Below are 22,782 nucleotides of genomic sequence, written 5' to 3' on the forward strand. Positions count from 1 at the left end.
GTAAATATAAAATTTTATTATTAGAAATATTCTTGGAAATTACAATACATAAAATATAGAGTATGATATTTGAATAAAAAGAATGTATAATGAGTTTAGTAATTTGTATTTATTATTAGGAAAGGAAAATATTAATATGGATAGTTGCAAACAACTTAAAGCTAAAATACCATGTAAGGAAACTGGTATAGAAATAAAGAGAACTTTATGTGATATTTGTTCTCCAGGAGTACACTGTGGAATTGATGCATACGTTAAAGATGGTAAAGTAATAAAAATAGAAGGTACAAAAGAGCATCCAATGAATAAAGGATTGTTATGTACAAAAGGTCTTTGTAATAGAGAATATATTTATAGAGAAGATAGAATAAAGACACCTCTAAAGAGAGTTGGAAAAAGGGGTGAAGGTAAATTTAAGACAATATCATGGGAAGAGGCTTATAGAGAAATAGGAGAAAAATTAAATAAAGTAAAGTCTGAGTATGGAGCAAAACATGTAGCTTTTTTTACAGGTTATGGAAAGTGGTACAGACCGTTTTTACAAAGGTTTGCATCTTCATTTGGATCTCCTAATTATGGTACAGAATCTAGTTCATGTTCAACATCAGCACAGATGGCTGGAAATGTTGCTACTGGAAGAAACTTTACAATGCAAGATATGGAGAATGCAAAAACTTATTTAGGGTGGGGATTTAATCCATATTACTCTAAATTTTTAAATAGTGTAAATCTAACAAAATTAAAAGCAAAAGGTTTAAAATTTATAATTGTAGACCCTAGAATAACACCAACAACTCAAAAAGTAGCAGATTTACATTTAAGAGTTAAACCTGGAACTGATGGGGCTTTAGCTCTTGGAATGGCAAATTTATTTATACAAAGAGATTTAATAGATAAAGAATACATAGAAAAACATGTCCATGGATTTAATGAATATAAAGAATATGTAAAATCATTTGATTTAGATACTGTAAGTAGAATTACAGGAGTTTCTAAAGACGATATAGTAAAAGCTGTAGAGATGTTGTCACAAGGTCCATTTTGTATAAATGAAAGTGCAGCTCCAATAGTTCATCATCAAAATGGATTCCAAAACTATAGAGCAATGATGTCTTTATCTGCCATAACAGGAAACTATGACAGGATAGGAGGTAATATACCAAAACAAGATTACTTTGCTGGTAAGATAGGTGGATTTCAATCACTAGAAAAAGAGTTCGTAAAAGAAGTTCTACCTAAAAACATAAATGAAAGAATTGGTGGAGAAAGATTCCCTCTATGGAATGAGATGGTGACTCAATTTCAAGCTATGGACTTACCTAGACAGATAGAAGAAAAGACACCATATGAAATAAGAGCTTTGTTTTGTCATGGTATAAATGCTAGAATGTTTCCTAACTCAGGAAGACTTTTCAAAGCATTGGACACTGTAGATTTTTTTGTAAATGTAGATTTATTTATGACAGATGCATCAAAATATGCAGATATACTTTTGCCTGCATGTACATCTTTTGAGAGAGAAGAATGTAAGAGTTATCCAGGGGGATATATTACATATACTAAAAAAGTTATTGATACATTATATGATTCAAAATCAGATGTAGAAATACTTTCAGATTTAGCAAATGTTATGGATATAGAAGATGATTTATTGAAGGCAGGTTATGAAGCAAGTATAAGACATATGTTCAAAGATACCTGTGTAGATATAGATAAACTTAAAGAAAGTGATTTACCATTAAAATGTAGAGATTTTAAGCCATACATAGTAGGCTCATATACAAGAGATGGATACGATACTAGTACATCTAAGTTTGAATTAAAATCTACAATTATTGAAAAGTATAAAGATTTTGGATTGGACGCATTACCAACATATAAAGATTTTAATGGTGATATAGATGATGATTATACTTATTTATTGACATCAGGAGCAAGAATTCCAAATGCACTACATTCAAGACTTCATGACATCAAACTTTCAAGAATATTAAAAAATGAAGCTAGTTGCGATATTTCTAGTCTAGATGCAAAAGAATTGGATGTTATTAGTGGAGATTATATAAAAATAACTACTAAGATAGGAAGTTTGAATGTAAAGGTCAATGTTACTGACAGAGTTTTATACAGAAATATACATATGTATCATGGATACAGAGAAGCTGATATAAATAGTATTGTCTGTGATAATTTTGACCCTTATAGTGGATTCCCTGCATATAGAAGTTGTAAATGTAAGATTGAAAAGATGAATAGATAAATGGAGGGATATAATGAAAAGTTTATTTAAATTTAACAAAGAGTTATGTACAGCATGTGGAGCATGTCTACTTGCTTGTATAGACCAAAATGATAATAATATAGATAATGGTGAACTTTTTAGACATGTATTTACAGTGGAAAAAGGTGAAAATGTAGAATATTTTTCATTATCATGTATTCATTGTGATGAGCCAAAATGTTTAGATGTATGTCCTAAAGGATGCTTTAGAAAAGAAGATGGGTTCGTTGTATTAGATAATCAAAACTGTATAGGATGTAAACTTTGTGAAAAAGCTTGTGAATATGGAGCATTGATTTATGGAAAGGATGGTAAGGCAAATAAATGTAATGGTTGCATTGAAAGAAATAAGTGTGGTATGGATTCGCCTTGTGTAATGGTATGTCCTACAGGAGCATTAGAGTTTAATAAATAACTGGATTAAATTGCTATACTCCTTTTAAATACTTGTGTTAAGAATTATCTTTTGCTATACTTTTGTAATATAAAATATAACATAAAACAGATATAAAGTATTTTCTGATAAAGTATATAAAATATATTGTTAGAATAAAGTGTGTTTTAGGTTAAATTTAGAAAAATAAATTAGACAGGAGAACTCAATATGGTAAAAGTATTAGCCTTTATGGGCAGTCCAAGGAAAAACGGGAATTTAGACACAATACTTGATGAGATAATAAAAGGTGTAAATGATAATAATGTTGAAGTTAAAAAATATTATCTAAATGATATGAATATTAAAGGATGCCAAGGCTGTCTATACTGTAGAAAAGTTCCTACTTGTGCATTTAAAGACGATATGATTGACATATATGAAGATATAAAAAGTGCCGAATATATAATAATTGGTTCGCCAGTATATATATGTCAGGTATCAGCTCAAACAAAGCTACTTTTAGATAGATTGTATCCTTTAACAGAGATAAATAAGTCTAAGCATACACCTAGGTTTGGTCAAAAAAGGTTAATAATGGTCTATACTCAAGCAGCTCCTATTTCGTTTTTATTTAAAAAATATTTTAAGTATACTGCAAAACATTTAAAGGGCATGGGCTTAAATCACTACAAAACTATAGTTGTAACCAAAGCATTTGAAAGGAATTCCACTAAAAAAAATTTTAAGGTATTGAGAAAGTCCTATAATCTTGGAATGAAAATAGCCATTGATATCAATGAATAGATAAAATTTTAATTTAGAGCATAGTTAAAGGAGCATTAATTGTTAATACTCCTTTTTTGTATAAAGATTTCTAGAAAATAACTAATAAAAAACAATATTATTTGAATATGGACGTTATATAAGTCTAAATATCTAACTTATTTTGAAAACAAAATATTTCAAACTTATTTTTATTAAAAGATAACAAGCCTTCATCCCTCATCTTTCCAAGTTCTCTTGACATAGAACTTCTGTCAACACACAAAAAATCAGCCATTTCATTTCTCGAAAAAGGAATTGTAAACTTGTGGCTACCTGTTTGTTCTATTTGTTTTGAAAAATACATAAGTAATTTCTCACGAGTCGTTTTACGAGAAAGTAATTCTATTTTATTATGAAGTAAAATGTTTTTTTCAGCTATTAATTGTAGCATGTTTTCAATTAGTCTATTATGAAAGACACATGTAGATGAACAAATGCCAGTTACACTTTTAAACTTTATAAATAAAACTTCACAAAAAGATGTTGTGGTTACTGTAACACTGCTTTTGTGTAGTCTAGTACATGCAAATACTTCTCCAAATAAATCTCCAGGTAAAAGTTCAGCTACAATATTTCTATTACCTTCAATATCTTCCTTTATTATGTGTGCACTTCCTTTAAGCATAATTCCAATGGAGGTAACTTCGCTTCCAACAGAGAATATTATGCTATCTTTTGGGTAAGTCTTATCAACAACACCCAGACATTCTAACATTGCTTCAAGTTCATCATTTTTAATTCCTTCAAATAGAGGAATTTTTTTTAGTAGGTCTATATGTTTTTCTAAAATTTTTTTCAAATAATCACTTCCTTGTTGCATATGCAACCGATAATTTGTTTTTATTGTACTATACTAAATTTATAAAAGCAAGGAGATATAAAAATCTTACTATAAAACAATTGAAAGAAAAATATGTAGGTCTTAAAAATAAATATCTAAGAAATTAATATTTTAAACTAAAAAAATTTTATGAGGTGATATAAATGATGAGAAAAATAATTAAAATTGATGAGGAAAAATGTAATAGTTGTGGATTGTGTGTTGAAGCTTGTCATGAAGAAGCTATAGGAATGATAAATGGAAAGGCAAAACTTTTAAGAGATGATTATTGTGATGGTTTAGGAGATTGTCTACCAACTTGTCCAACAAATGCGATTTCATTTGAGTATAGAGAAGCAGCAGAATATGACGAAGCAGCAGTAAAAGCAAATATGGAAGCAAAGAAAGCACAAAACAAAAGTTTAGCATGTGGATGTCCAGGTTCTCAGTCTAAGGAAATAAATAGAGAAGTTTCAAATAGTGTAGCTTTAAATAATGATTTAGAAGTAGAGACAAAAGGTTCCCAACTTAATCAATGGCCAGTACAAATAAAATTAGTACCAACTAATGCACCATATTTAAAGAATGCAAGTCTTTTAATAGCAGCAGACTGTACAGCATATGCATATGGAAACTTTCATAATAAATTTATGAAAAACAAGGTTACATTAATTGGTTGTCCTAAACTTGATGAGGTTGATTATGCTGAAAAACTTACAGAGATTTTAAAAGTGAATGATATTAAAAATATAGTAGTAACACGTATGGAAGTTCCTTGTTGTGGTGGTATAGTAAATGCTGTTAAGACAGCTCTACAAAATAGTGGAAAGATGATACCATGGCAAATAGTTACGATATCTGTAGATGGAAAAATTGTAGATGGAGAACTTTAATTAAGTGAATTACAGAAAAATCTAATAAATTTTAATAAAAAAATGGAGGAATAAAAAATGGAAAATATGTTTTGTTTTCAATGTGAACAAACAGCAGGAGGAAAAGGGTGTACTATAAATGGAGTTTGTGGTAAAAAGGGGGGTACAGCCAACTTACAAGATGAACTTACAGGAGTGTTAATTGGTCTTTCAAGAGCAACTATTGGAAATAAAAATAGACCAACAAGTGAAACAGATAAAGTCATGATAGAGGGATTATTCACTACTATAACAAATGTGAGCTTTGACGATGAAGCTATAAAAAGACAAATTGAAAAAACTGAGATGGAAAAAAGTAAACTTGTACCTAGATGTTCAGATTGTTCAACAACTTGTAGTAGAAATGATAACTATGATATGAAGGACTTGTGGAATGATAATGAAGATATACGTTCATTAAAATCATTAATCTTATTTGGATTAAGAGGTATGGCTGCCTATGCGTATCATGCAATGGTACTTGGCTATACAGAAAAAGAAGTAAATGAATTTTTCTATGAAGGATTAATAGCAGTTGGAGGAGACTTGTCTATTGATGAACTTTTAGGTTTGGTTATGAAAACTGGAGAAATAAACTTGAAATGTATGGAATTGCTTGATAGAGCAAATACTGAAACTTATGGAACACCAGAACCAACTCAAGTATCTATGAAGATTGAGAAAGGTCCATTCATTGTAGTTACAGGGCATGACCTTTATGATTTACACAAATTATTAGAACAAACAAAAGATAAAGGTATAAATATATATACTCATGGTGAACTATTGCCAGCACATGCATATCCAAAATTAAAAGAATATAAACATCTAAAAGGTAACTTTGGTACAGCATGGCAAAATCAACAGAAAGAATTTGATAATATACCTGCTCCAATCCTATTTACAACAAATTGTTTAATGCCTGTTAAAGATAGTTATAGAGATAGAGTATTTACTACAGAAGTAGTTGCTTATCCAGGTATGGTTCATATTGATGATGATAAAGATTTTTCTAGTGTAATAGAAAAAGCTCTTGAACTTGGGGGATATAAAGAAGATGTTCATATGACGGGTATTAATGGTGGAGATACATTAACTACTGGTTTTGCAAGAGGTACAGTTTCATCTGTGCAAGATAAAGTAGTAGATGCTGTAAAGAGTGGAGCTATAAGACATTTTTTATTAGTTGGAGGTTGTGATGGTGCAAAACCTGGAAGAAACTATTACACTGAATTTGTAAAACAAGCTCCTAAAGATACTATTATATTGACTCTTGCATGTGGAAAATATAGATTTAATGACTTAAATCTTGGAGAAATAGGTGGTTTACCTCGTTTAATGGATATGGGACAATGCAATGATGCCTACAGTGCAATCAAAGTGGCAGTTTCATTGGCAAATGCTTTTGAATGTGGAGTAAATGATTTACCTCTTAGTATGATACTATCATGGTATGAGCAGAAGGCTGTTTGTATACTTCTTACATTACTTCACTTAGGTATTAAAAATATCTATATAGGGCCTTCTTTACCAGCATTTTTATCTAAAAATGTATTAGATATATTGGTTGACAAATTTGCATTGACACCTATATCTACTCCTGAAGAAGATATGAAGAAGATTTTAGGATAAAGAAAATAAATATATTTATAGTTGAAATATTTTTAAGTATAGATGAAATTAAAATAAGGGGTTAAACTTAAAATTTGATTAGAAAAAATCAATTTTAAGACAACCCTTTATCTATTTTTTGTAATAATTGAAAAATAAACCTGCTTTTAGTATATTCTTTTTAATAAGCTTTGTATTAAACTTATAATACTTAGATATATAATATCTTATAACTTTTATTTTAAGTATTACAAGTTTGTATAGAACTTAAATATTAAAAGAGGAACATTGTAATATGTAACTTGCATAAAATATATATACTATAGTTAAATTATTTTGACCAAAGTTTGAAGTATATAAGGTGTTTTATGTGGGGGTATATAATATGAGAAATTCTAATTTTAATATATTGGCATTTGATGGTGGTGGATTAAAAGGAGCATTGAGTATATCCATACTTGAGAGGATAGTAAAAGAGTATCCAAACTTATTATATAATATAAATATGTTTGGAGGTACGTCTACAGGGAGTCTAATTGCACTAGGACTTGCATACGGTGTAAGTACTAAAGAGATAAAAGAACTTTATTCAATCGAAAATTCAAAGCGTATTTTTAGTAAAAGTTATACAGAAATGCTCAGACCAAAGTATGAAAACAAAAATTTAAAAGAAGTTTTACTAAGTATATTTCCAGAGGAACTAGAATTAAAAGATTTAAATAAATTAGTGATGATACCAAGTTTTTATATAGGAAATGAAGAAAATGCATGGAAACCAGTGTTTTATAACAATATGCCAAACTCTATTACAAAGACTAGTAAAGTTGTAGATGTAGCAATGGCAAGCAGTGCTGCGCCAGTGTTTTTCCCAACCTATAATCGCCATGTTGATGGTGGAATAATAGCAACTGACCCAAGTCTAGCGTGTATAATTCACGCCATTGATAATGGGCTTAAGCTTAAAAATACTAGACTTTTTTCTATAGGAACTGGATATGTATATAATAGTATAAAGGCAGATACTACTGAATGGGGAGCTATTGATTGGATAATTAATAAAGAGCCCGATTTGCCAATTATATCTATTACATTAGAAGGAAATTCTCAAATGAGTCAATTATTTTCTCAAAAACTTCTTGGAGATAATTACTATAGACTAAATCCTAAGATGGAAAAAGATGTAGCAATGGATGATTGTGATGCGTTAGAATATTTGATATCTTTAGGAGAAAATTGTGATATAAAAGATGCTTTTGGATGGATAAATAAAAAGAGCTTTTATAGAAATTAGATTCAATTTGAAATTTTGTTTGTGCACGTTATTTCATCAAGTAGGTAAAAATAACAAAATAGAAGATTATTAAGTTACTTCTTAGGGAATAAATAAAATATAATTTTTTAAGGAGTGATGAAAATGATAAAACTTGCTACTTTTGCAGGTGGATGTTTTTGGTGTATGGTGAAACCTTTTGATAAGTATGATGGAGTTATAAAGGTAATTTCTGGGTATACAGGTGGGCATATTGAAAATCCTACATATCAAGAGGTATGTTCGGGGACAACTGGTCATGTTGAAGCTATTCAAATAACTTATGATGATGATATAATAAGTTATGATGAGCTCCTAAATATATTTTGGAAACAGATTAATCCTACAGATGATGGTGGACAATTTGGTGACAGGGGAACTCAATACAAGACTGCTATATTTTATCATGATGAAGAACAAAAAAATATAGCTTTAAAATCAAAAGAGCATCTGGAAAATAGTAAAATATTTGATAGTAAAATAGTAACTTCTATAATTCCAGCAACTAAATTCTATGAAGCAGAAAATAATCATCAGGATTATTATAAAAAAAGACCATTAAACTACAATATGTATTATAAAGGTTCAGGTAGATATAATTTTGTAAAAAGTCACTGGGATGGAAACAATATAAATAGAGAAGAGTTAAAAAAGACTTTAACTCCTATACAATTTGAGGTTACTCAAAATGATATGACAGAGGTACCTTTTGAAAATGAATACTATGATAATGACGAAGAAGGAATTTATGTTGACATTGTAAGTGGAGAAGTTTTATTTTCTTCAAAAGATAAATTTGATGCTGGATGTGGCTGGCCAAGTTTTTCAAAGCCAGTTATAGATAAATCTATAATTGAGAGAAGTGATTTCTCACAAGGTATGTATAGAGTCGAAGTGAGAAGTGCTAAAGGAAATTCTCATTTAGGTCATGTATTTGATGATGGACCAAAAGAACTTGGAGGTTTAAGATATTGTATAAATTCTGCTTCTCTTAAATTTATACCTAAAAAAGATATGGAAGCGTTAGGTTATGTAGAATACCTAAAACTTTTTAAATAATTAAAATTATTTATTATAAACTTATCGAAAAGGTGAAAATATAAGGAAATATTTTCACCTTTTGTTTTTTTTTCAATAATATGATAAATTATTAATTGTAATCTTATAATTTATATCAATAGATTAATAATTTAATTTTGAAAGAGAGAAAATAAATGAATTTAAAAGACTTTAATGGAAAGAGATTAAAATCAGCTAGAATTTTTAGAGCAAAGACGATAGAGCAATTATCTAAGGAAACTAAAATAAATAAAAAGGACTTAAAAGCTTTTGAAGAAAATAAGTATATACCAAATATAGAAAATACATTGAAACTATCTAATATATTAAATTTTCCAAAAGAGTATTTTTATAAAAATGAAAATATAAATGTTGTTGTAGAAGATAGCCACTTTAATCCTAAATCGAAACTACCTAGAGTAGAAGAAATTTCTTACAGGGAAAAAATAATTATCATTCATAAAATATATTCGTTTATGGAAAGTTACATTAAGTTTCCAAACGAAAATTTGCCAAATAAAAAAATAATGACAGACATTAATATAAATGATATAGAAAAACTAGCATATAATACTAGAGAATTTTGGGATTTAAACAATAATCCAATAGTAAATATGGTAAATTTGTTAGAGTCTAAAGGGATTATAATATCAGATATGAATGTAGACAGAAAAGGGGCAACCGTCTTTACTCAAAAACAGAGGATTGGTAAAGAGGTTAAATATCTGATATCTCTTGGTAATGATAAAAAATCAGCATCAATTAGAAATTATAATTTAGCATATGAGCTTGGTTACATAATATCAAGTGAATTAAGAATACCAAATAAGCAATTTTCAGCAGATGAGTATGCTTGTGCCTTTTTACTGCCACAAGAGAGTTTTTTAGAAGATTTGATTCATGCAGAAGATTTAGACTATTATATAGAATTAAAGAAAAAGTGGATTGTACCTATATCTGCTATGATTTTTAGAGCATATAATCTAGGTAAGATAAATTACAAAAAATACAATTATCTTATGAATGAGATGGATAAAAAAGGATGGTTAAGGGAAGAACCATTAGACAAAATAAAAGGTTCAAGTCCAACATGTTTAAAAAGAGCAGTTGAATTATTGATAGAGAATAAAATAATGAGTGTAAATAGTATAGTATCAAGTTTAGAGGAATTTGGGATAAATCTTTATCCAGAAGACTTAGAGTTATTGATGGGTTTAAAGAAAGGGTTCTTATCTCAAAATATAAATAAAAAAAATAAAGTTATAAAATTTGATGGGAAAAAGTAGACTGGTATTTTAGTTTTAAAATTAAAAGCAGGTATAGATGATTTAAACATTAACACAGTTAAATGGTTTTTGTTATGAACAATTTACCTGCTTTTAATATAAAACTTAATATATATTTAAAAAGTATTTAAGATTATTTTATTACTCTAAAGTTGTATTACTTTTGTTACTAATTTGAACATTTTCATCAACTTTAAATAGTATCTAAATGAGCCAATGAAACTCATTGAAATAGTTTTAAATCTAAAGTGTTTTTGAAAGTGAAATATGTTCTCTTAAGACAGAACAAGATTTGCTAAACTCATTTTTTTCATTTTCAGTTAGGTTGATTTCAATAATCTCTTCAATACCATCTTTTCCTATAATACAAGGAACACCTGCAAATACATTTTTTTCATTATATTGACCTTCTAATAATGTAGAAACTGGCAGAACTTTTTTCTCATTGTGTAGTATAGCTTTTACAATTTCTACTAAAGCAGTACCTATCCCAAATTCTGTACAATCTTTACCATTTATTATACTTATGCCTGTTTTCTTATTTTTTTCAACTATTGATGGTAAGTCTAATTTTCCATAAGTATTTGGATTATCCTTTATCATGTCCAATATTGGTTTACCGCCAATTGAAACATGAGACCAAGGAACCATTTGAGAATCTCCATGTTCACCCATGCAATAAGCTTGAATTGATTGTTGAGCTATTCCAGTTTCTTCAGATAAAAGTCTTCTAAGTCTTGTTGAATCTAGAGCTGTACCAGTTCCAATGACCCTATTCTTAGGAAAACCAGATTTTTCCCAAATATAATTTGTAACTACATCAACAGGATTAGATATGACTATAAATATACCATCAAAACCAGAATCAACTATAGGTTTTACTATAGATTTTATCATTCCAATGGTTGGTCTTAATAAGTCTAATCTAGTTGTGTTTTGTCTACGTAAAGGGCCTTCTGAAGAGTCTGCAACACTTATTACTACTATATCAGAATCTTTACAATCAGCAAAAGTTCCTTTTTCTATATGTATTTTATGTGGTAGATATGAAACTGCATCAGCTAAATCTAAAGCTTGAGCTTTTGCTTTAGATTCATCTATATCAATCATAAAGAGTTCATCACAAACTCCTTGAGTTATCAAACTGAATCCACAATGAGAACCAACGTGTCCTGACCCCACAATAGATATTTTTCTTGTTTTTATTGACATTTTAAATCACTCCCCCTAAAACAACGATAGATTTATAAGAAAATTATACATTATAAAAAGCTGTTTTTATGTATTTTAATATTCTATTATTTCAGAAAATTTATTCAATATGATTTTATACTAAAATTTTTAAAAAAGCAATGTTAATATACTCTGTATTAATGAATATTAAATAAATACTAAAAATTATTAATAAGTATTAAAATATGTAATCTTATTTATATTTAGAAACTTTATGTAAGAAAATATGTAAGCACGTACACTGTGAAATATCGTAATAATATAAAATTATAAATTTGTTAACACTGATATCTCTATGTTAAAATATAGTAGAAGATTATTAGTAAAAAATAGGATAAGTTCTATTTTAGAACAATTAAATTAAATTTATCTTAAAATTTATATATTTAAAAAGTAAAGTAGTTTACAACTAAGGAAATGGAGAGAGAATTATAATGGAAAAGTTATACTATACAAATCAGTATATAAAAGATTTTACAGCAGAAATAATTGAAATAAAAGAAGTAGAAAATAAGTTTCATGTTTTATTAGATAAGACAGCGTTTTTTCCTGGTGGAGGAGGTCAGTTTGCAGACCTAGGAAAAATAGATAATTATGATGTAATAAGTGTCTATGAAGAGGGCAAAAAAGTATACCATGTATTAGATAAAAAACCAATAAAGATACATAGAGTAAAGTGTAGTATTGATTGGGATAGAAGAGAAGATGGTATGCATCAACACTTTGGGCAACATGTACTATCAGGCTGCTTTTTTAAGACTTTCAAAGCAAATACAACAGGTTTTCATCTAGGGAATGAATATAGTACAGTAGATATAGAAGGTAATTTAGGTGAGGATAAAATTAGAGAGATAGAGTTGCTTGCTAATGAAATTATTCGTCAGAATATACAAGTAGAGACATTACTTCCAACAAAAAAAGAATTGAAAAAAATTTGGTTAAGACGTGATTTGCCAAATACTGATGAAGAAATAAGAGTAGTAAAAATAGGCGATTTAGACACGAATGCATGTTGTGGAGTACACCCAAAATCGACTGGCGAGTTGAGAATGATAAAAATAAAAAAATGGGAAAAACATAAGTCAAGCACAAGAATAGAATTTTTAGCAGGTAAAAGGGCAGTAGACGAAGTATTAAAAAGAGATATATATTTAACTAAAATATGCAGATATTTGAGTTGTAGTGAAGAAGATGCTATAAATGGTATTGTAAATTTAAACAATAAAGTTGAAGAGGTTTTAAGTAAAAAAAGAAAGCTTGAAGAAGTAGTAGCTACATATCAGGTTAAAGAAATGGTTGAAAATGCGAATAAGGTTGGTAATATTGCAGTCATTAAAAAAATTTATAATGATGAAGATTTAAAATATGTGAATAAGATAGCAAATAAAATTACAGAGGATGAAAATAATATTGCGTTATTAGCTGTTAAATTTGATGATAAAATAAATTTAGTTTTTGCCTGTTCTAAAAATTTAAAAAATATTAATATGGGAACTTTGTTAAAGGATGCAATAAGCCTTATAGATGGCAAGGGTGGTGGAAGTCAAATATTAGCCCAAGGTGGTGGAAAGAATAATGGAAATTTAGAAGCTACACTTGATTATGCATTTATGAAGCTAGAAAAGACTTTGTAAATATACTATAGAAAAAATATTAATAGATAAAATAGATATGGGGGAATAAATATGGAACAACAAAAAGATTACATAGAGCTATATGAAAATGAAGAATTAATAGAAATAAGAGAAGCTCGTATAGATGATTTGGATGTAATAGCAAAATTTAATTATAATTTAGTTAAAGAAACTGAAGGAAAAGAACTTGATATGGATGTTTTAACTAAAGGTGTAAAAGCATTATTATTAGATGAGAGAAAAGGAAAATATCATGTATATACAGTCTTTGATAAAGTTGTTGCACAGATTATGTATACATATGAGTGGAGCGATTGGAGAAATGGAAATTTCCTTTGGATTCAAAGTGTATATGTAGAGAAAGAATATAGAAGAAAAGGTATCTTTAATTATTTATTTAATTATATAAAGAATATATGTGATAAAGATGAAAATATTGTTGGAATGAGATTATATGTAGAAAAAGAAAACATAAATGCAAAAGCAACATATGAGTCTTTAAATATGCATGAGTGTGATTATAATATGTATGAATATGAGGTAATACGTTAGCAATACAAATTTATAGCATTATTGTATTAATACTATAAACTATTTAGTATATCAATAATTATATGAAATAGATTGGATATTATAATTAGAATTTTTAGGGGGGAGGGATAAACATGGACGTTTTAAAAGGAATGTTTTATGTATTTTTATTTTTAGATTTAGTATCAATATTCTGCTTCTTTTTTAATAAAGGAAAAATAGCATCTAATAAAATTATATTTAATGCAATAGGAGTACTTGCATTTGTACTTTGTTTTATGCTTTTTAGCTATTATCCAAATAATAATATTATTGGTAAATTTATTGCTTTTCTATTTTTTATTTTTGGAATTGCAGGAGTTATGTTGAAAGATAAAAATTTTTTATATGCTAGACTTCTTTTAACTTTAGTTATTGTTTTTTCTACACTTAGATTGTTCATTATTCAATAAAATATATTTGTATGAGAACTTGTTAAAGTCTGCACATTTAAGTGTAGACTTTTTTATGTTTTTATTTAAAAATTAAGGAAATTTTAAGAAAATTTTAAAATCGTCTTAAATATTTATTGGTACTATTGAAATATTAGTAAAGAGAGGTGACTTATCAGTGGTAGAAAGTAAAAAGTCAGAAAAATTGTTACTATCAATTATATACATAATATTTTTAATATATATTTTAATGACTATAAGAATAATTTTATTTAAAGATTCAGCAATTTACTCTATTTTCAAGGGAATATTTAGGTCTGTAAATTTAATTCCATTTTATACGATATGTCAATTTATCACAGATAGTAATATTGACTTTATGAGAGCTACTGTAAATATTGTAAGAAATATAGGGATATTTATTCCGATGGGAATTTTTTTTCCTATAATATTCAAAAATTTAAATAAAAAAGCTATCGTTATATCAATTATACTTGTCAGTTTAGGATTTGAATCAATACAATATATTCTAGCTCTTGGAAGTAGTAACATAGACGATATTATTTTAAACTCATTAGGTGGTATAATTGGAATTGCTATTTACATAGATATGAATAAATTATTTCCTAATGATATTAAAAAATTTAAGGCTATAATAGGTACCAGTTTAGTTTTAGGAGTCATAGGATTGGGGATGATTTCTATAAATTATCAGAGCTTCCTAACTTTTAAATTTAGACCTGATAAAAAAGTATCAAAAATATTAATAGAAGAAAACAGGGAAATGATTAAAGATATAAACAAAGATACAGTGGATATAATTGGGACATTTGAGAGCTTTAAAAAAGGTATAATAACTATTAAAGCAGGTTCTAATAGTAAAGTAAAGAGACCAGAAAATTTAATTGATAATGATGGAAATATAAGAATTTATTTAAATGAAAATACAAAATTAATATCTTATGTAGTTACCGAAGAATCAAAAATGGATATAGTTAAATATGAGGAATTTGATATGAAGAATTTAGATTTATTGAATAAATATGATACAATTAATGTTTGGATTGATAAAGAAAATCAGCCAAAAGATAAACATGGTATTATGGCTGGGAAATTATTAATTGGATTATATGAATAGAATATTATGCAAAAATAAAAGAATAACAAATATAAAAAACGAAAAAACTATTTCTATAATTATTTTTACATCATGCACAAAATAAGAATACTAGTGAAGGAGTATATATAAATTATGGAAATAATAAAATATATCTTGTATTTTTTTATATATTCGTTTTTGGGATGGGCAGTAGAAAGTACAGGATGTTCAATAGCAAGTAAAAGAATAATCAATAGAGGTTTTTTAAATGGTCCAATATGCCCTGTTTATGGATTTGGAGCAGTGCTTGTAATATCACTGCTGGGAAGATTTAATAATATAATTATAATATTTCTATTAGGCATGATTTTAACCACAATACTAGAATATTTTACAGGCTTTATTTTAGAAACCTTATTTCATGCTAAATGGTGGGATTATTCTGGCAGAAAATTCAATATAAAGGGTAGAGTATGTTTAAAAAATGCAATATACTTTGGCATAATGTCTGTTTTAATAATAAAGTTTATACATCCATTTATAAGGAATTTTGTAAGCGTAATTCCATATAAAATATTAATTTCAATGGTTATAATTACAACACTTTGGACTATACTTGATTTGATAGTTACTGTTATAACCCTTAAAAAATTAGATATTAAGTTAAACTTGCTAGATGATATAATTAAAGAACTTAGCGATGTAAATGTAAAATTGGACAAATTTGATAGAGTAGAGATACAAAATTTATTGAAAAAAATAAATAATGATGAATTAGAAGTTAGAGAAAAAATAAACAAAATAAACAGTAAGTTAGACCGTATAGAGTCCAATATTATTTTACAAAAAAGAGTTATCAAAGCTTTTCCATATATAAAACATAAAAGACAGCAAGAACAATTGGAACACTTTAAAAAGATTATCAGTGAGAATAAAAGGTAATTATGTGATTTAATGAAAGCAAATAGAATAATGGTATTTATAAAATAATTTTTAGAGGACTCTATAAAAATAGAATAGAGTCCTTTATTTTTTAAAAAACAATGTTTATTTGATAAAAATAAAATATATTGTTTCTGAATAACAAATATTTTGAAAATTATAAAACATATATTGACAATTTGTGTCAAAAATACTAACATTAAGTATATAAAGAATTTTATATGAGAATGTCTGTATAAATCGCAATAATTTTAAAACATAAATTTATTTAAAGAAGGGATGATTTGCCAATGAGCGAGATAACTAGTCAAATGATAAGTACAGAAGAAAAAAAATATGTTGCTAAAACTCAAAAAATACCTTATTATCCAGTAGCATTTAAATCAGGTGATGGTGCTATGTTATATGATTATGAAGGTAATGAGTATGTAGATTTTTTAGCAAGTGCAGGCTCTGCGAATGTAGGTCATGGCAATAAGGAAATCTCACAAGCAGTTAAAGAACAAATGGATGATATAACACAATATACACTTGCATATTTCCATAGTGATCCTCCTGTAAAGTTAGCTGAGAAGCTTGTGGAAATAGCCCCTGGAGATAATGATAAAAAAGTATTATACAGTGCAACTGGTTCTGCTTGTATAGATGCTGCTATAAAACTAGCAAGAGGGTATACTGGAAGAACAAAGATAATATCTATGTGTGAATCTTATCATGGAAGTACTTATGGAGCTATATCTATATCTGCATTAAGTACAAATATGAGAAGAAAAATGGGTCCATTGTTACCAGAAGTTTATCACTTCCATTATCCTGATAAAAATAGAACAGCTAAAGAATGTTTAGATGAGATAGAATATGCTTTTGAACACTATCTACCAGCAGAAGAAGTAGCTGCAATATTTATAGAACCAATTGCAGGAGATGCAGGAATAATAGTGCCTCCAGTAGAGTGGATACAAGGTTTAAGTAAAATATGTAAAGAAAATGGAATATTACTTGTAAGTGATGAAATACAACAAGGTATGGGAAGAACAGGTAAGTGGTTTGGTATAGAAAATTTTGATGTTGAAGCAGACCTTATAGTTCTTGGAAAATCTGTTGGAGGTGGATTACCTCTAGGAGCAGTTGTTGGAAGAAGCGAAATAATGCAAAGTCTTGATTCACCAGCACATTTATTTACTTTAGCTGGAAATACAACAGTATGTGTGGCTGCTTTAAAATCTATAGAGATAATTGAAAAAGAAAACTTGCTTCAAAAGAGTATAGAAATGGGAGATTATATTAAAGCAGGATTTGAAAAATTAAAAGAAAAATACGACATAATTGGAGAAATAAGAGGTCTTGGATTATCTATAGGAGTTGACATAGTCAAAGGAAAAGGTTCTAATGAAAAACATCCAGATGCTACAGCTAAGATATGTTATAGATGTATACAAACTGGTTTAATAATGATATTCTTAGGACAATCTACTCTAAGAGTACAACCTCCTCTAGTAATAACTAAAGAACAAGTAGATAAAGCAATGAACATCATAGATTCTGCAATAGATGATTATTTAAATGGTAGAATTGGTGATGAAGTATATGAAGTAACTCAAGGTTGGTAAAATAAATATTAAATAAAAATAAGAGTTATCTCAGTTTTAGAAAGTAATTTCTGAAATGAGATAACTCTTTTAAGTTACCCACAAGTAAGAAGATTATTTGATTCATTAAAGGTTATGTTTCGGATGTTATTCTTGTGAGTATCAGAAACAGTATTATGAGAATAGTTACCTTTATTCGTATTATCTGTCAATTTAGTTATAATTAAGATTGCTAAAAGAATAAAAATTACTGTGTATAAAGCAATAACATATGGTTTTCTTTTATATTTGTATTTGTTATTAAAAAAAGAATTCCCATAATTATTTTTATTGACTTTAGATTTGTTGATGCTTGTATTCTTTTTCTTGTTACTTTTCTTTTTATCATCCTTTTTTCTATTTTTAGGGTAAGGAATGACTTTGTGTGTATTATCAAGTTTGATATTTTTATTTTTTTGAATATTGTTTTCCAGGTTAGCTTTTTTTTCTCCAAATTGAATAGTTTTATTGGTATTGTTGTTATCTTTCAATGTTAATCTCCCTCCCTTAAACTTTCCCTTTAGATAATATTACTACTAACCCATGGAATATACAATAAATAATATATAAGTAATAAAATTTTATAGGTATAAATCTCTCTCTCCACGTTCTAAGGCAGTCATATTGTTAGATACTATGTTTCTTATATCTTCTCTTTCTATCTTAGCTATTTCTTTTGAGATAAGTTTTTTGCCCATAGTTTTAAGTTCTTCATCTCCATAGTCAATTAGAAATTCATTCAATGTAGTAAGAGCATTTGGTGTACATACATTATGGATTTGGCGACTTTTAGCTAAGCTCATAAATCTATCGCCAGTTCTACCTTTGCGATAACAAGCCGTACAATAGCTAGGGATATATCCATCAGTAATTAGTTCTTTAAGCACCTCTACAGGGCTTCTATGGTCTCCAACTTCGAATTGTTCTGTATTGTCACCATCTTCATATGCTTTATATCCTCCAACACCTGTTAGAGAACCTGCACTAATTTGTGATACACCGTATTTTAGTAATTCATTTCTCATCTCGGCAGTTTCTCTAGTGGACATTATGATTCCAGTAAAAGGAACAGCTAATCTAGTTATAGCTACTATTTTTTTGAATATATCATCAGAAACTAAGTGAGGAAAATCTTCTAAGCTCATGCCCTCAGCTTTTTTTAATCTAGGGAAAGATATAGTATGGAACCCTACACCAAATTTTTCTTCTAAGTGTTCATTGTGCATCATAAGTCCTAGAACTTCAAATTTAGGGTCAGATAAACCAAATAAAACTCCTGCACCGACATCATCAACTCCAGCTTCCATAGCTCTATCAAAAGCTGTCAAATGGTAATAATAGTCATTTTTTATAGACTGACCATGCATTTTTATAAATGTTGGCTTATGATAAGTTTCTTGAAATAATATATAAGTTCCTATTCCTTTTTCTTTTAGTAGCTTATACTCATCTACACTTGTAGCTGCTATGTTAACGTTTACCCTTCTTATATTTCCATTTTCGTTATATGTTGAATAAATTGCATCTAAACAATCTAGGATATAATTTATATCACAATTTTTAGGGTCTTCACCAGCTTCTAGAGCAAGCCTTTTATGACCCATTTTTTCTAATATTTTAACCTCTTCTTTTATTTCGTCCATAGTAAGTTTTTTTCTTTTAAATTTGTTGCATGTACTGAAACCACAATAAACACATTCATTTACGCAATAGTTTGATACATAAAGAGGGGCAAATAAAACCACTCTGTTACCATATATTTCATTTTTTATTTGCCCAGCTATACTAAATAATCTATCTAGTTGTTTTTTATCTTCTACTTCAAGAAGTGTAGCTATATCTTTATAACTAAGTTTTTCCCTTCTATCAGCCTTATCAAGTACCTTTTCAATATCATCAGAAGTTGAATTTTTTGCATCCTCTAATAAAGAATTAATAAGTCCATGGTTTATGAACATTTACAAACGCCTCCATTCAATATTATCACCACGAGAATAGTCGACTTTAAGTCCTAGTGACTTGATGTTTTCTTCTAAACTTTGGTGATATTCACAAGCTTCTTGACCAGTAAAGGCTTTGTTATCATAAAGAGAATATTGTTTTCTAAATTCTTGAGGAGAAAGGTTTGGCATAATTACATTGCAGCCAGCTAAAAGACCTGCATTTCGACCACTAGGGTTTATAGATGCAAGGGCTGTTGTAGCAGGTAATAAAACTTTTGGAAGAAGAAGTCTTGTAATAGAAAGCATAAGTAATGTCTTTTCTAAATCTCCATGTTTATAATTCTTAAAAATTGTATCATGGTGTGGAATAAAAGGTCCTATTCCGACCATATGAGGATTTAACTCTTTTAGGTATAATAAATCACGAACAAGGTCTTCATTACTCTGAAATGGTGACTCAACCATAAATCCAGCACCTACTTGATAACCAATTTCCTTAAGGTTTTTTAGGCATTCTTTTCTAGTTCTAAGTTCAATGTTTGGCGGATGTAATTTTTTATAATGATTTTCTGTAGCAGTTTCATGTCTTAAAAGATATCTATCTGCACCACATAAAAAGTATTTTTTATATGAGTCATAACTCTTTTCTCCTAGCGATAAAGTTATGGCACAATCCTCATATTTATTTTTTATACTTGAAACAATTTCACATATTTTATCATCAGTAAAATATGTATCTTCACCACCCTGTAAAACAAATGTTCTGTATCCTATTTTATAACCTATATCACAACATTCAAGTATATCATCAAGTGAAAGTCTGTATCTTATGATATTTTTATTAGAAGATTGTATACCACAATAGTAGCAATTATTTTTACAGTAGCTTGTAAGTTCTATAAGTCCTCTCAAGTAGACTCTATTTCCATAATGTTTATTTCTCATATCGCTAGCTTGTTTATAAAGATAGTTTCTTAAATTTTGTTCGAAGTTATATTCTTCATTGTCGATATTTTCTATTAAATATAGTAGTTCATCAAAACTTAATGAATTAATGCTGTAAAGTTTATCTATAAAGTATTTAATCTTATTTTTGGTCATATTCCAAATATGTAATTATTAAATATAATTAAATTTTTAGTAATTGAAAAGTTCAAGGGATCTTTCTAAAATACCTTTTACATATGCTATTAAGATACCATAGTTTACTATAGGTACATTAAAAGATTTTGCCTTTTCTATTCTAGATAACATTCCAGCTCTATTCATCATACAAGCTCCACAATGAACTACAAGTGCATATTTATTTATATCTTCGGTGAAGGATACTCCAGAACTAAATTCAAAGGTAATATTTTTGCCAGTTTTTTTTCTGATCATATTAGGAATTTTCACTGTTCCAATATCATCAGTCTGTCTATGATGAGTACAACCCTCAGCCATCAAGACTTTATCACCATCTTTTAAATTTTCTAAAGCGTAAGCACCATTAATTAATTCTTTAAGGTCTCCCTTTTGTCTAGCAAATAATATAGAAAAAGATGTAAGAGGAATATCTTTTGGAGTATCTTTATCTACTTGTGGAAATACTTGAGAGTCAGTAATAACAAGTTTTGGTTTTTTGCCTAAATTAGATAGGGTTTCTTTTAAACTATCTTCTTTTGTAACTATAGAAATTGCACCATTATCCAAAATATCTCTTATAACTTGCTGTTGAGGAAGTATAAGTCTACCTTTTGGAGCTGCCTTATCTATTGGAACAACTAAAACAACTAAGTCATTTGGCTCAATTAAATCTGATACCAATCTGAACTCAGTGCTATCTTTAGGCAAAACTCTTATTATTTCATTTTTTAAATCTTCAATCCCAATTTTATCTGTTGATGAGACAGAAACAACTGGACATTTAACTTTACTTTTAGTCAAGTTTAAAATTTCTGATTGATTCTTAATAGTATCAATTTTGTTAAGAATTAAAATATGAGGTATATTCTTATCATTAAACTTTTCAATTAGTGACAAATCTTCTTGTGATATACCAATTTGGCAATCCACTACTAGTAAAGCTATATCTGTCTTTTCTAAAACATCTAGTGATTTACTTATTCTAAGTTCACCAAGTTCACCAACATCATCAAGACCGGCAGTATCTATAAGAACACAAGGTCCTATAGGAAGGATTTCCATTGGTCTAAATACTGGGTCTGTAGTAGTTCCAGCAATATCTGAGACTATTGCAGCACTTTGATTTGTTATAGCGTTTATTATGCTAGACTTACCTGTATTTCTTTTGCCAAAGAGACCTATATGTACCCTTATTGATTGTGGAGTAGAATTTAGACTCATTTGTACTCACCACCTTAAATTTCTTTTTTTGATATACTAGTTTTTACAGATATATTAGGTATATTTCCCAATTTACCAGTCAAACTATTGATAGTGTCCATTTCGCCAACAACTGCTATGCATACGATTGATACGCCTTCTTCTTCACAAGGAATTCCCATTCTACCTTTAATAATACCTTTAAAACCTGATACAATCTCATTGAATTTAAGCTGACATTCTTTTGGTTCTTCTAAAATAGCACTTATAACTGCAACCTTTTTCATAAATATCCTCCTAATTCAGAAAATATATCCTAAACAAATCCAAAATCAAAAAACTTTTCTTTGTAAAGAAAAGTTTCTACAAAAGAAAAGTTATTAATTACACAAGTATAATGTGCTATATTAAACTATTTCCTTACAGATTAGATAACTCTTTTCTGGTAGGGTTAGCTTGTAAAAATTTAATTTAACAACAATTAACTGAAGAAAATTTTTATACAATTTATATAAATTATAATAAAAATTAACTAAAG

The 22,782-nt window shown here is 28.1% G+C and carries 21 protein-coding genes; 14 read left to right on the forward strand and 7 right to left on the reverse strand.

All coding sequences use genetic code 11. The annotated features are described in order from the left end of the window. Positions 1-82 precede the first annotated feature (82 nt). The 3 genes from KGF42_RS01205 to KGF42_RS01215 all read left to right on the forward strand — a co-directional run bounded on the left by KGF42_RS01205 (position 83) and on the right by KGF42_RS01215 (position 3,461). Positions 83-2,260, forward strand: coding sequence for a molybdopterin-dependent oxidoreductase (locus tag KGF42_RS01205; RefSeq protein WP_227825575.1), 2,178 nt, complete (start codon positions 83-85; stop codon positions 2,258-2,260). Between the two features lie 13 nt (positions 2,261-2,273). Then, the gene (locus KGF42_RS01210) at positions 2,274-2,696 is read left to right on the forward strand and encodes a 4Fe-4S dicluster domain-containing protein (protein WP_227825576.1); all 423 of its coding nucleotides are present in this window, start codon (positions 2,274-2,276) and stop codon (positions 2,694-2,696) included. Between the two features lie 189 nt (positions 2,697-2,885). Continuing rightward, the gene (locus KGF42_RS01215) at positions 2,886-3,461 is read left to right on the forward strand and encodes a flavodoxin family protein (RefSeq protein ID WP_227825577.1); all 576 of its coding nucleotides are present in this window, start codon (positions 2,886-2,888) and stop codon (positions 3,459-3,461) included. A 124-nt stretch (positions 3,462-3,585) separates the two neighbouring features. On the opposite strand, the gene KGF42_RS01220 is transcribed toward KGF42_RS01215, so the two are convergent. Next, positions 3,586-4,302 (reverse strand): Crp/Fnr family transcriptional regulator, encoded by a 717-nt coding sequence (locus KGF42_RS01220; protein WP_227822718.1) that lies wholly within the window; start codon positions 4,300-4,302, stop codon positions 3,586-3,588. A 164-nt stretch (positions 4,303-4,466) separates the two neighbouring features. On the opposite strand from KGF42_RS01220, the gene KGF42_RS01225 reads away from it, so the two are divergent. From KGF42_RS01225 to KGF42_RS01245, 5 genes are all read left to right on the forward strand, one after another. Continuing rightward, the gene (locus KGF42_RS01225; RefSeq protein ID WP_227822719.1) at positions 4,467-5,195 is read left to right on the forward strand and encodes a 4Fe-4S binding protein; all 729 of its coding nucleotides are present in this window, start codon (positions 4,467-4,469) and stop codon (positions 5,193-5,195) included. Positions 5,196-5,252: 57 nt separating this feature from the next. Continuing rightward, positions 5,253-6,845 (forward strand): hydroxylamine reductase, encoded by a 1,593-nt coding sequence (gene hcp, locus KGF42_RS01230; protein ID WP_227825578.1) that lies wholly within the window; start codon positions 5,253-5,255, stop codon positions 6,843-6,845. 364 nt (positions 6,846-7,209) lie between these two features. Continuing rightward, positions 7,210-8,115: a patatin-like phospholipase family protein gene (locus tag KGF42_RS01235; RefSeq protein WP_227822721.1), complete on the forward strand. Its 906-nt coding sequence runs from the start codon at positions 7,210-7,212 to the stop codon at positions 8,113-8,115. Between the two features lie 123 nt (positions 8,116-8,238). Continuing rightward, the gene (gene msrA, locus KGF42_RS01240) at positions 8,239-9,192 is read left to right on the forward strand and encodes a peptide-methionine (S)-S-oxide reductase MsrA (RefSeq protein WP_227822722.1); all 954 of its coding nucleotides are present in this window, start codon (positions 8,239-8,241) and stop codon (positions 9,190-9,192) included. 155 nt (positions 9,193-9,347) lie between these two features. Then, on the forward strand, positions 9,348-10,478 hold the full coding sequence (locus KGF42_RS01245) for a helix-turn-helix domain-containing protein (protein ID WP_054274113.1): 1,131 nt from the start codon (positions 9,348-9,350) through the stop codon (positions 10,476-10,478). A gap of 243 nt (positions 10,479-10,721) precedes the next feature. Here KGF42_RS01245 and KGF42_RS01250 read toward each other — a convergent pair whose 3' ends face one another. After that, positions 10,722-11,690 (reverse strand): L-lactate dehydrogenase, encoded by a 969-nt coding sequence (locus KGF42_RS01250; protein WP_227825579.1) that lies wholly within the window; start codon positions 11,688-11,690, stop codon positions 10,722-10,724. Positions 11,691-12,145: 455 nt separating this feature from the next. Here KGF42_RS01250 and KGF42_RS01255 point away from each other — a divergent pair, with 455 nt between their 5' ends. From KGF42_RS01255 to KGF42_RS01280, 6 genes are all read left to right on the forward strand, one after another. Then, the gene (locus KGF42_RS01255) at positions 12,146-13,345 is read left to right on the forward strand and encodes an alanyl-tRNA editing protein (RefSeq protein ID WP_227822724.1); all 1,200 of its coding nucleotides are present in this window, start codon (positions 12,146-12,148) and stop codon (positions 13,343-13,345) included. A 51-nt stretch (positions 13,346-13,396) separates the two neighbouring features. Next, positions 13,397-13,897, forward strand: coding sequence for a GNAT family N-acetyltransferase (locus KGF42_RS01260; protein WP_227822725.1), 501 nt, complete (start codon positions 13,397-13,399; stop codon positions 13,895-13,897). 113 nt (positions 13,898-14,010) lie between these two features. Beyond that, the gene (locus KGF42_RS01265) at positions 14,011-14,328 is read left to right on the forward strand and encodes a hypothetical protein (RefSeq protein WP_227822726.1); all 318 of its coding nucleotides are present in this window, start codon (positions 14,011-14,013) and stop codon (positions 14,326-14,328) included. Between the two features lie 157 nt (positions 14,329-14,485). Next, positions 14,486-15,445, forward strand: coding sequence for a VanZ family protein (locus KGF42_RS01270; RefSeq protein ID WP_227822727.1), 960 nt, complete (start codon positions 14,486-14,488; stop codon positions 15,443-15,445). 114 nt (positions 15,446-15,559) lie between these two features. Next, positions 15,560-16,348 carry a putative ABC transporter permease gene (locus KGF42_RS01275; RefSeq protein WP_227822728.1) on the forward strand — a complete coding sequence of 263 codons (789 nt, stop codon included), beginning with the start codon at positions 15,560-15,562 and terminating at the stop codon, positions 16,346-16,348. Positions 16,349-16,638: 290 nt separating this feature from the next. Beyond that, positions 16,639-17,958: an aminotransferase class III-fold pyridoxal phosphate-dependent enzyme gene (locus KGF42_RS01280; RefSeq protein ID WP_227825580.1), complete on the forward strand. Its 1,320-nt coding sequence runs from the start codon at positions 16,639-16,641 to the stop codon at positions 17,956-17,958. A 74-nt stretch (positions 17,959-18,032) separates the two neighbouring features. Here KGF42_RS01280 and KGF42_RS01285 read toward each other — a convergent pair whose 3' ends face one another. The 5 genes from KGF42_RS01285 to KGF42_RS01305 form a co-directional block, all read right to left on the reverse strand. Next, on the reverse strand, positions 18,033-18,467 hold the full coding sequence (locus KGF42_RS01285) for a hypothetical protein (protein ID WP_227825581.1): 435 nt from the start codon (positions 18,465-18,467) through the stop codon (positions 18,033-18,035). A gap of 90 nt (positions 18,468-18,557) precedes the next feature. Next, positions 18,558-19,934, reverse strand: a complete 1,377-nt coding sequence (gene hydG / locus KGF42_RS01290) for a [FeFe] hydrogenase H-cluster radical SAM maturase HydG (RefSeq protein ID WP_227825582.1) — start codon at positions 19,932-19,934, stop codon at positions 18,558-18,560. Beyond that, positions 19,935-21,020, reverse strand: coding sequence for a [FeFe] hydrogenase H-cluster radical SAM maturase HydE (hydE, locus tag KGF42_RS01295; RefSeq protein ID WP_227825583.1), 1,086 nt, complete (start codon positions 21,018-21,020; stop codon positions 19,935-19,937). It lies immediately after the preceding gene. A 36-nt stretch (positions 21,021-21,056) separates the two neighbouring features. Continuing rightward, entirely contained in the window at positions 21,057-22,265 is a 1,209-nt protein-coding gene (hydF, locus tag KGF42_RS01300) for a [FeFe] hydrogenase H-cluster maturation GTPase HydF (RefSeq protein WP_227825584.1), read from the reverse strand. A gap of 14 nt (positions 22,266-22,279) precedes the next feature. Beyond that, positions 22,280-22,531, reverse strand: a complete 252-nt coding sequence (locus KGF42_RS01305; RefSeq protein ID WP_227822734.1) for a TM1266 family iron-only hydrogenase system putative regulator — start codon at positions 22,529-22,531, stop codon at positions 22,280-22,282. Between the last annotated feature and the right edge of the window lie 251 nt (positions 22,532-22,782).

The organism is Clostridioides sp. ZZV15-6383, assembly GCF_020657735.1.
GTDB lineage: Bacteria > Bacillota > Clostridia > Peptostreptococcales > Peptostreptococcaceae > Clostridioides > Clostridioides difficile_D.

Excerpts from the sequence above, each read along its gene's own strand:
- KGF42_RS01205 (WP_227825575.1), top strand. The coding sequence starts at position 83 with ATGTATAATGAGTTTAGTAATTTGTATTTATTATTAGGAAAGGAAAAT.
- KGF42_RS01210 (WP_227825576.1), top strand. The coding sequence starts at position 2,274 with ATGAAAAGTTTATTTAAATTTAACAAAGAGTTATGTACAGCATGTGGA.
- KGF42_RS01215 (WP_227825577.1), top strand. The coding sequence starts at position 2,886 with ATGGTAAAAGTATTAGCCTTTATGGGCAGTCCAAGGAAAAACGGGAAT.
- KGF42_RS01220 (WP_227822718.1), bottom strand. The coding sequence starts at position 4,302 with ATGCAACAAGGAAGTGATTATTTGAAAAAAATTTTAGAAAAACATATA.
- KGF42_RS01225 (WP_227822719.1), top strand. The coding sequence starts at position 4,467 with ATGATGAGAAAAATAATTAAAATTGATGAGGAAAAATGTAATAGTTGT.
- hcp (WP_227825578.1), top strand. The coding sequence starts at position 5,253 with ATGGAAAATATGTTTTGTTTTCAATGTGAACAAACAGCAGGAGGAAAA.
- KGF42_RS01235 (WP_227822721.1), top strand. The coding sequence starts at position 7,210 with ATGAGAAATTCTAATTTTAATATATTGGCATTTGATGGTGGTGGATTA.
- msrA (WP_227822722.1), top strand. The coding sequence starts at position 8,239 with ATGATAAAACTTGCTACTTTTGCAGGTGGATGTTTTTGGTGTATGGTG.
- KGF42_RS01245 (WP_054274113.1), top strand. The coding sequence starts at position 9,348 with ATGAATTTAAAAGACTTTAATGGAAAGAGATTAAAATCAGCTAGAATT.
- KGF42_RS01250 (WP_227825579.1), bottom strand. The coding sequence starts at position 11,690 with ATGTCAATAAAAACAAGAAAAATATCTATTGTGGGGTCAGGACACGTT.
- KGF42_RS01255 (WP_227822724.1), top strand. The coding sequence starts at position 12,146 with ATGGAAAAGTTATACTATACAAATCAGTATATAAAAGATTTTACAGCA.
- KGF42_RS01260 (WP_227822725.1), top strand. The coding sequence starts at position 13,397 with ATGGAACAACAAAAAGATTACATAGAGCTATATGAAAATGAAGAATTA.
- KGF42_RS01265 (WP_227822726.1), top strand. The coding sequence starts at position 14,011 with ATGGACGTTTTAAAAGGAATGTTTTATGTATTTTTATTTTTAGATTTA.
- KGF42_RS01275 (WP_227822728.1), top strand. The coding sequence starts at position 15,560 with ATGGAAATAATAAAATATATCTTGTATTTTTTTATATATTCGTTTTTG.
- KGF42_RS01280 (WP_227825580.1), top strand. The coding sequence starts at position 16,639 with ATGAGCGAGATAACTAGTCAAATGATAAGTACAGAAGAAAAAAAATAT.
- hydG (WP_227825582.1), bottom strand. The coding sequence starts at position 19,934 with ATGTTCATAAACCATGGACTTATTAATTCTTTATTAGAGGATGCAAAA.
- hydE (WP_227825583.1), bottom strand. The coding sequence starts at position 21,020 with ATGACCAAAAATAAGATTAAATACTTTATAGATAAACTTTACAGCATT.
- hydF (WP_227825584.1), bottom strand. The coding sequence starts at position 22,265 with ATGAGTCTAAATTCTACTCCACAATCAATAAGGGTACATATAGGTCTC.
- KGF42_RS01305 (WP_227822734.1), bottom strand. The coding sequence starts at position 22,531 with ATGAAAAAGGTTGCAGTTATAAGTGCTATTTTAGAAGAACCAAAAGAA.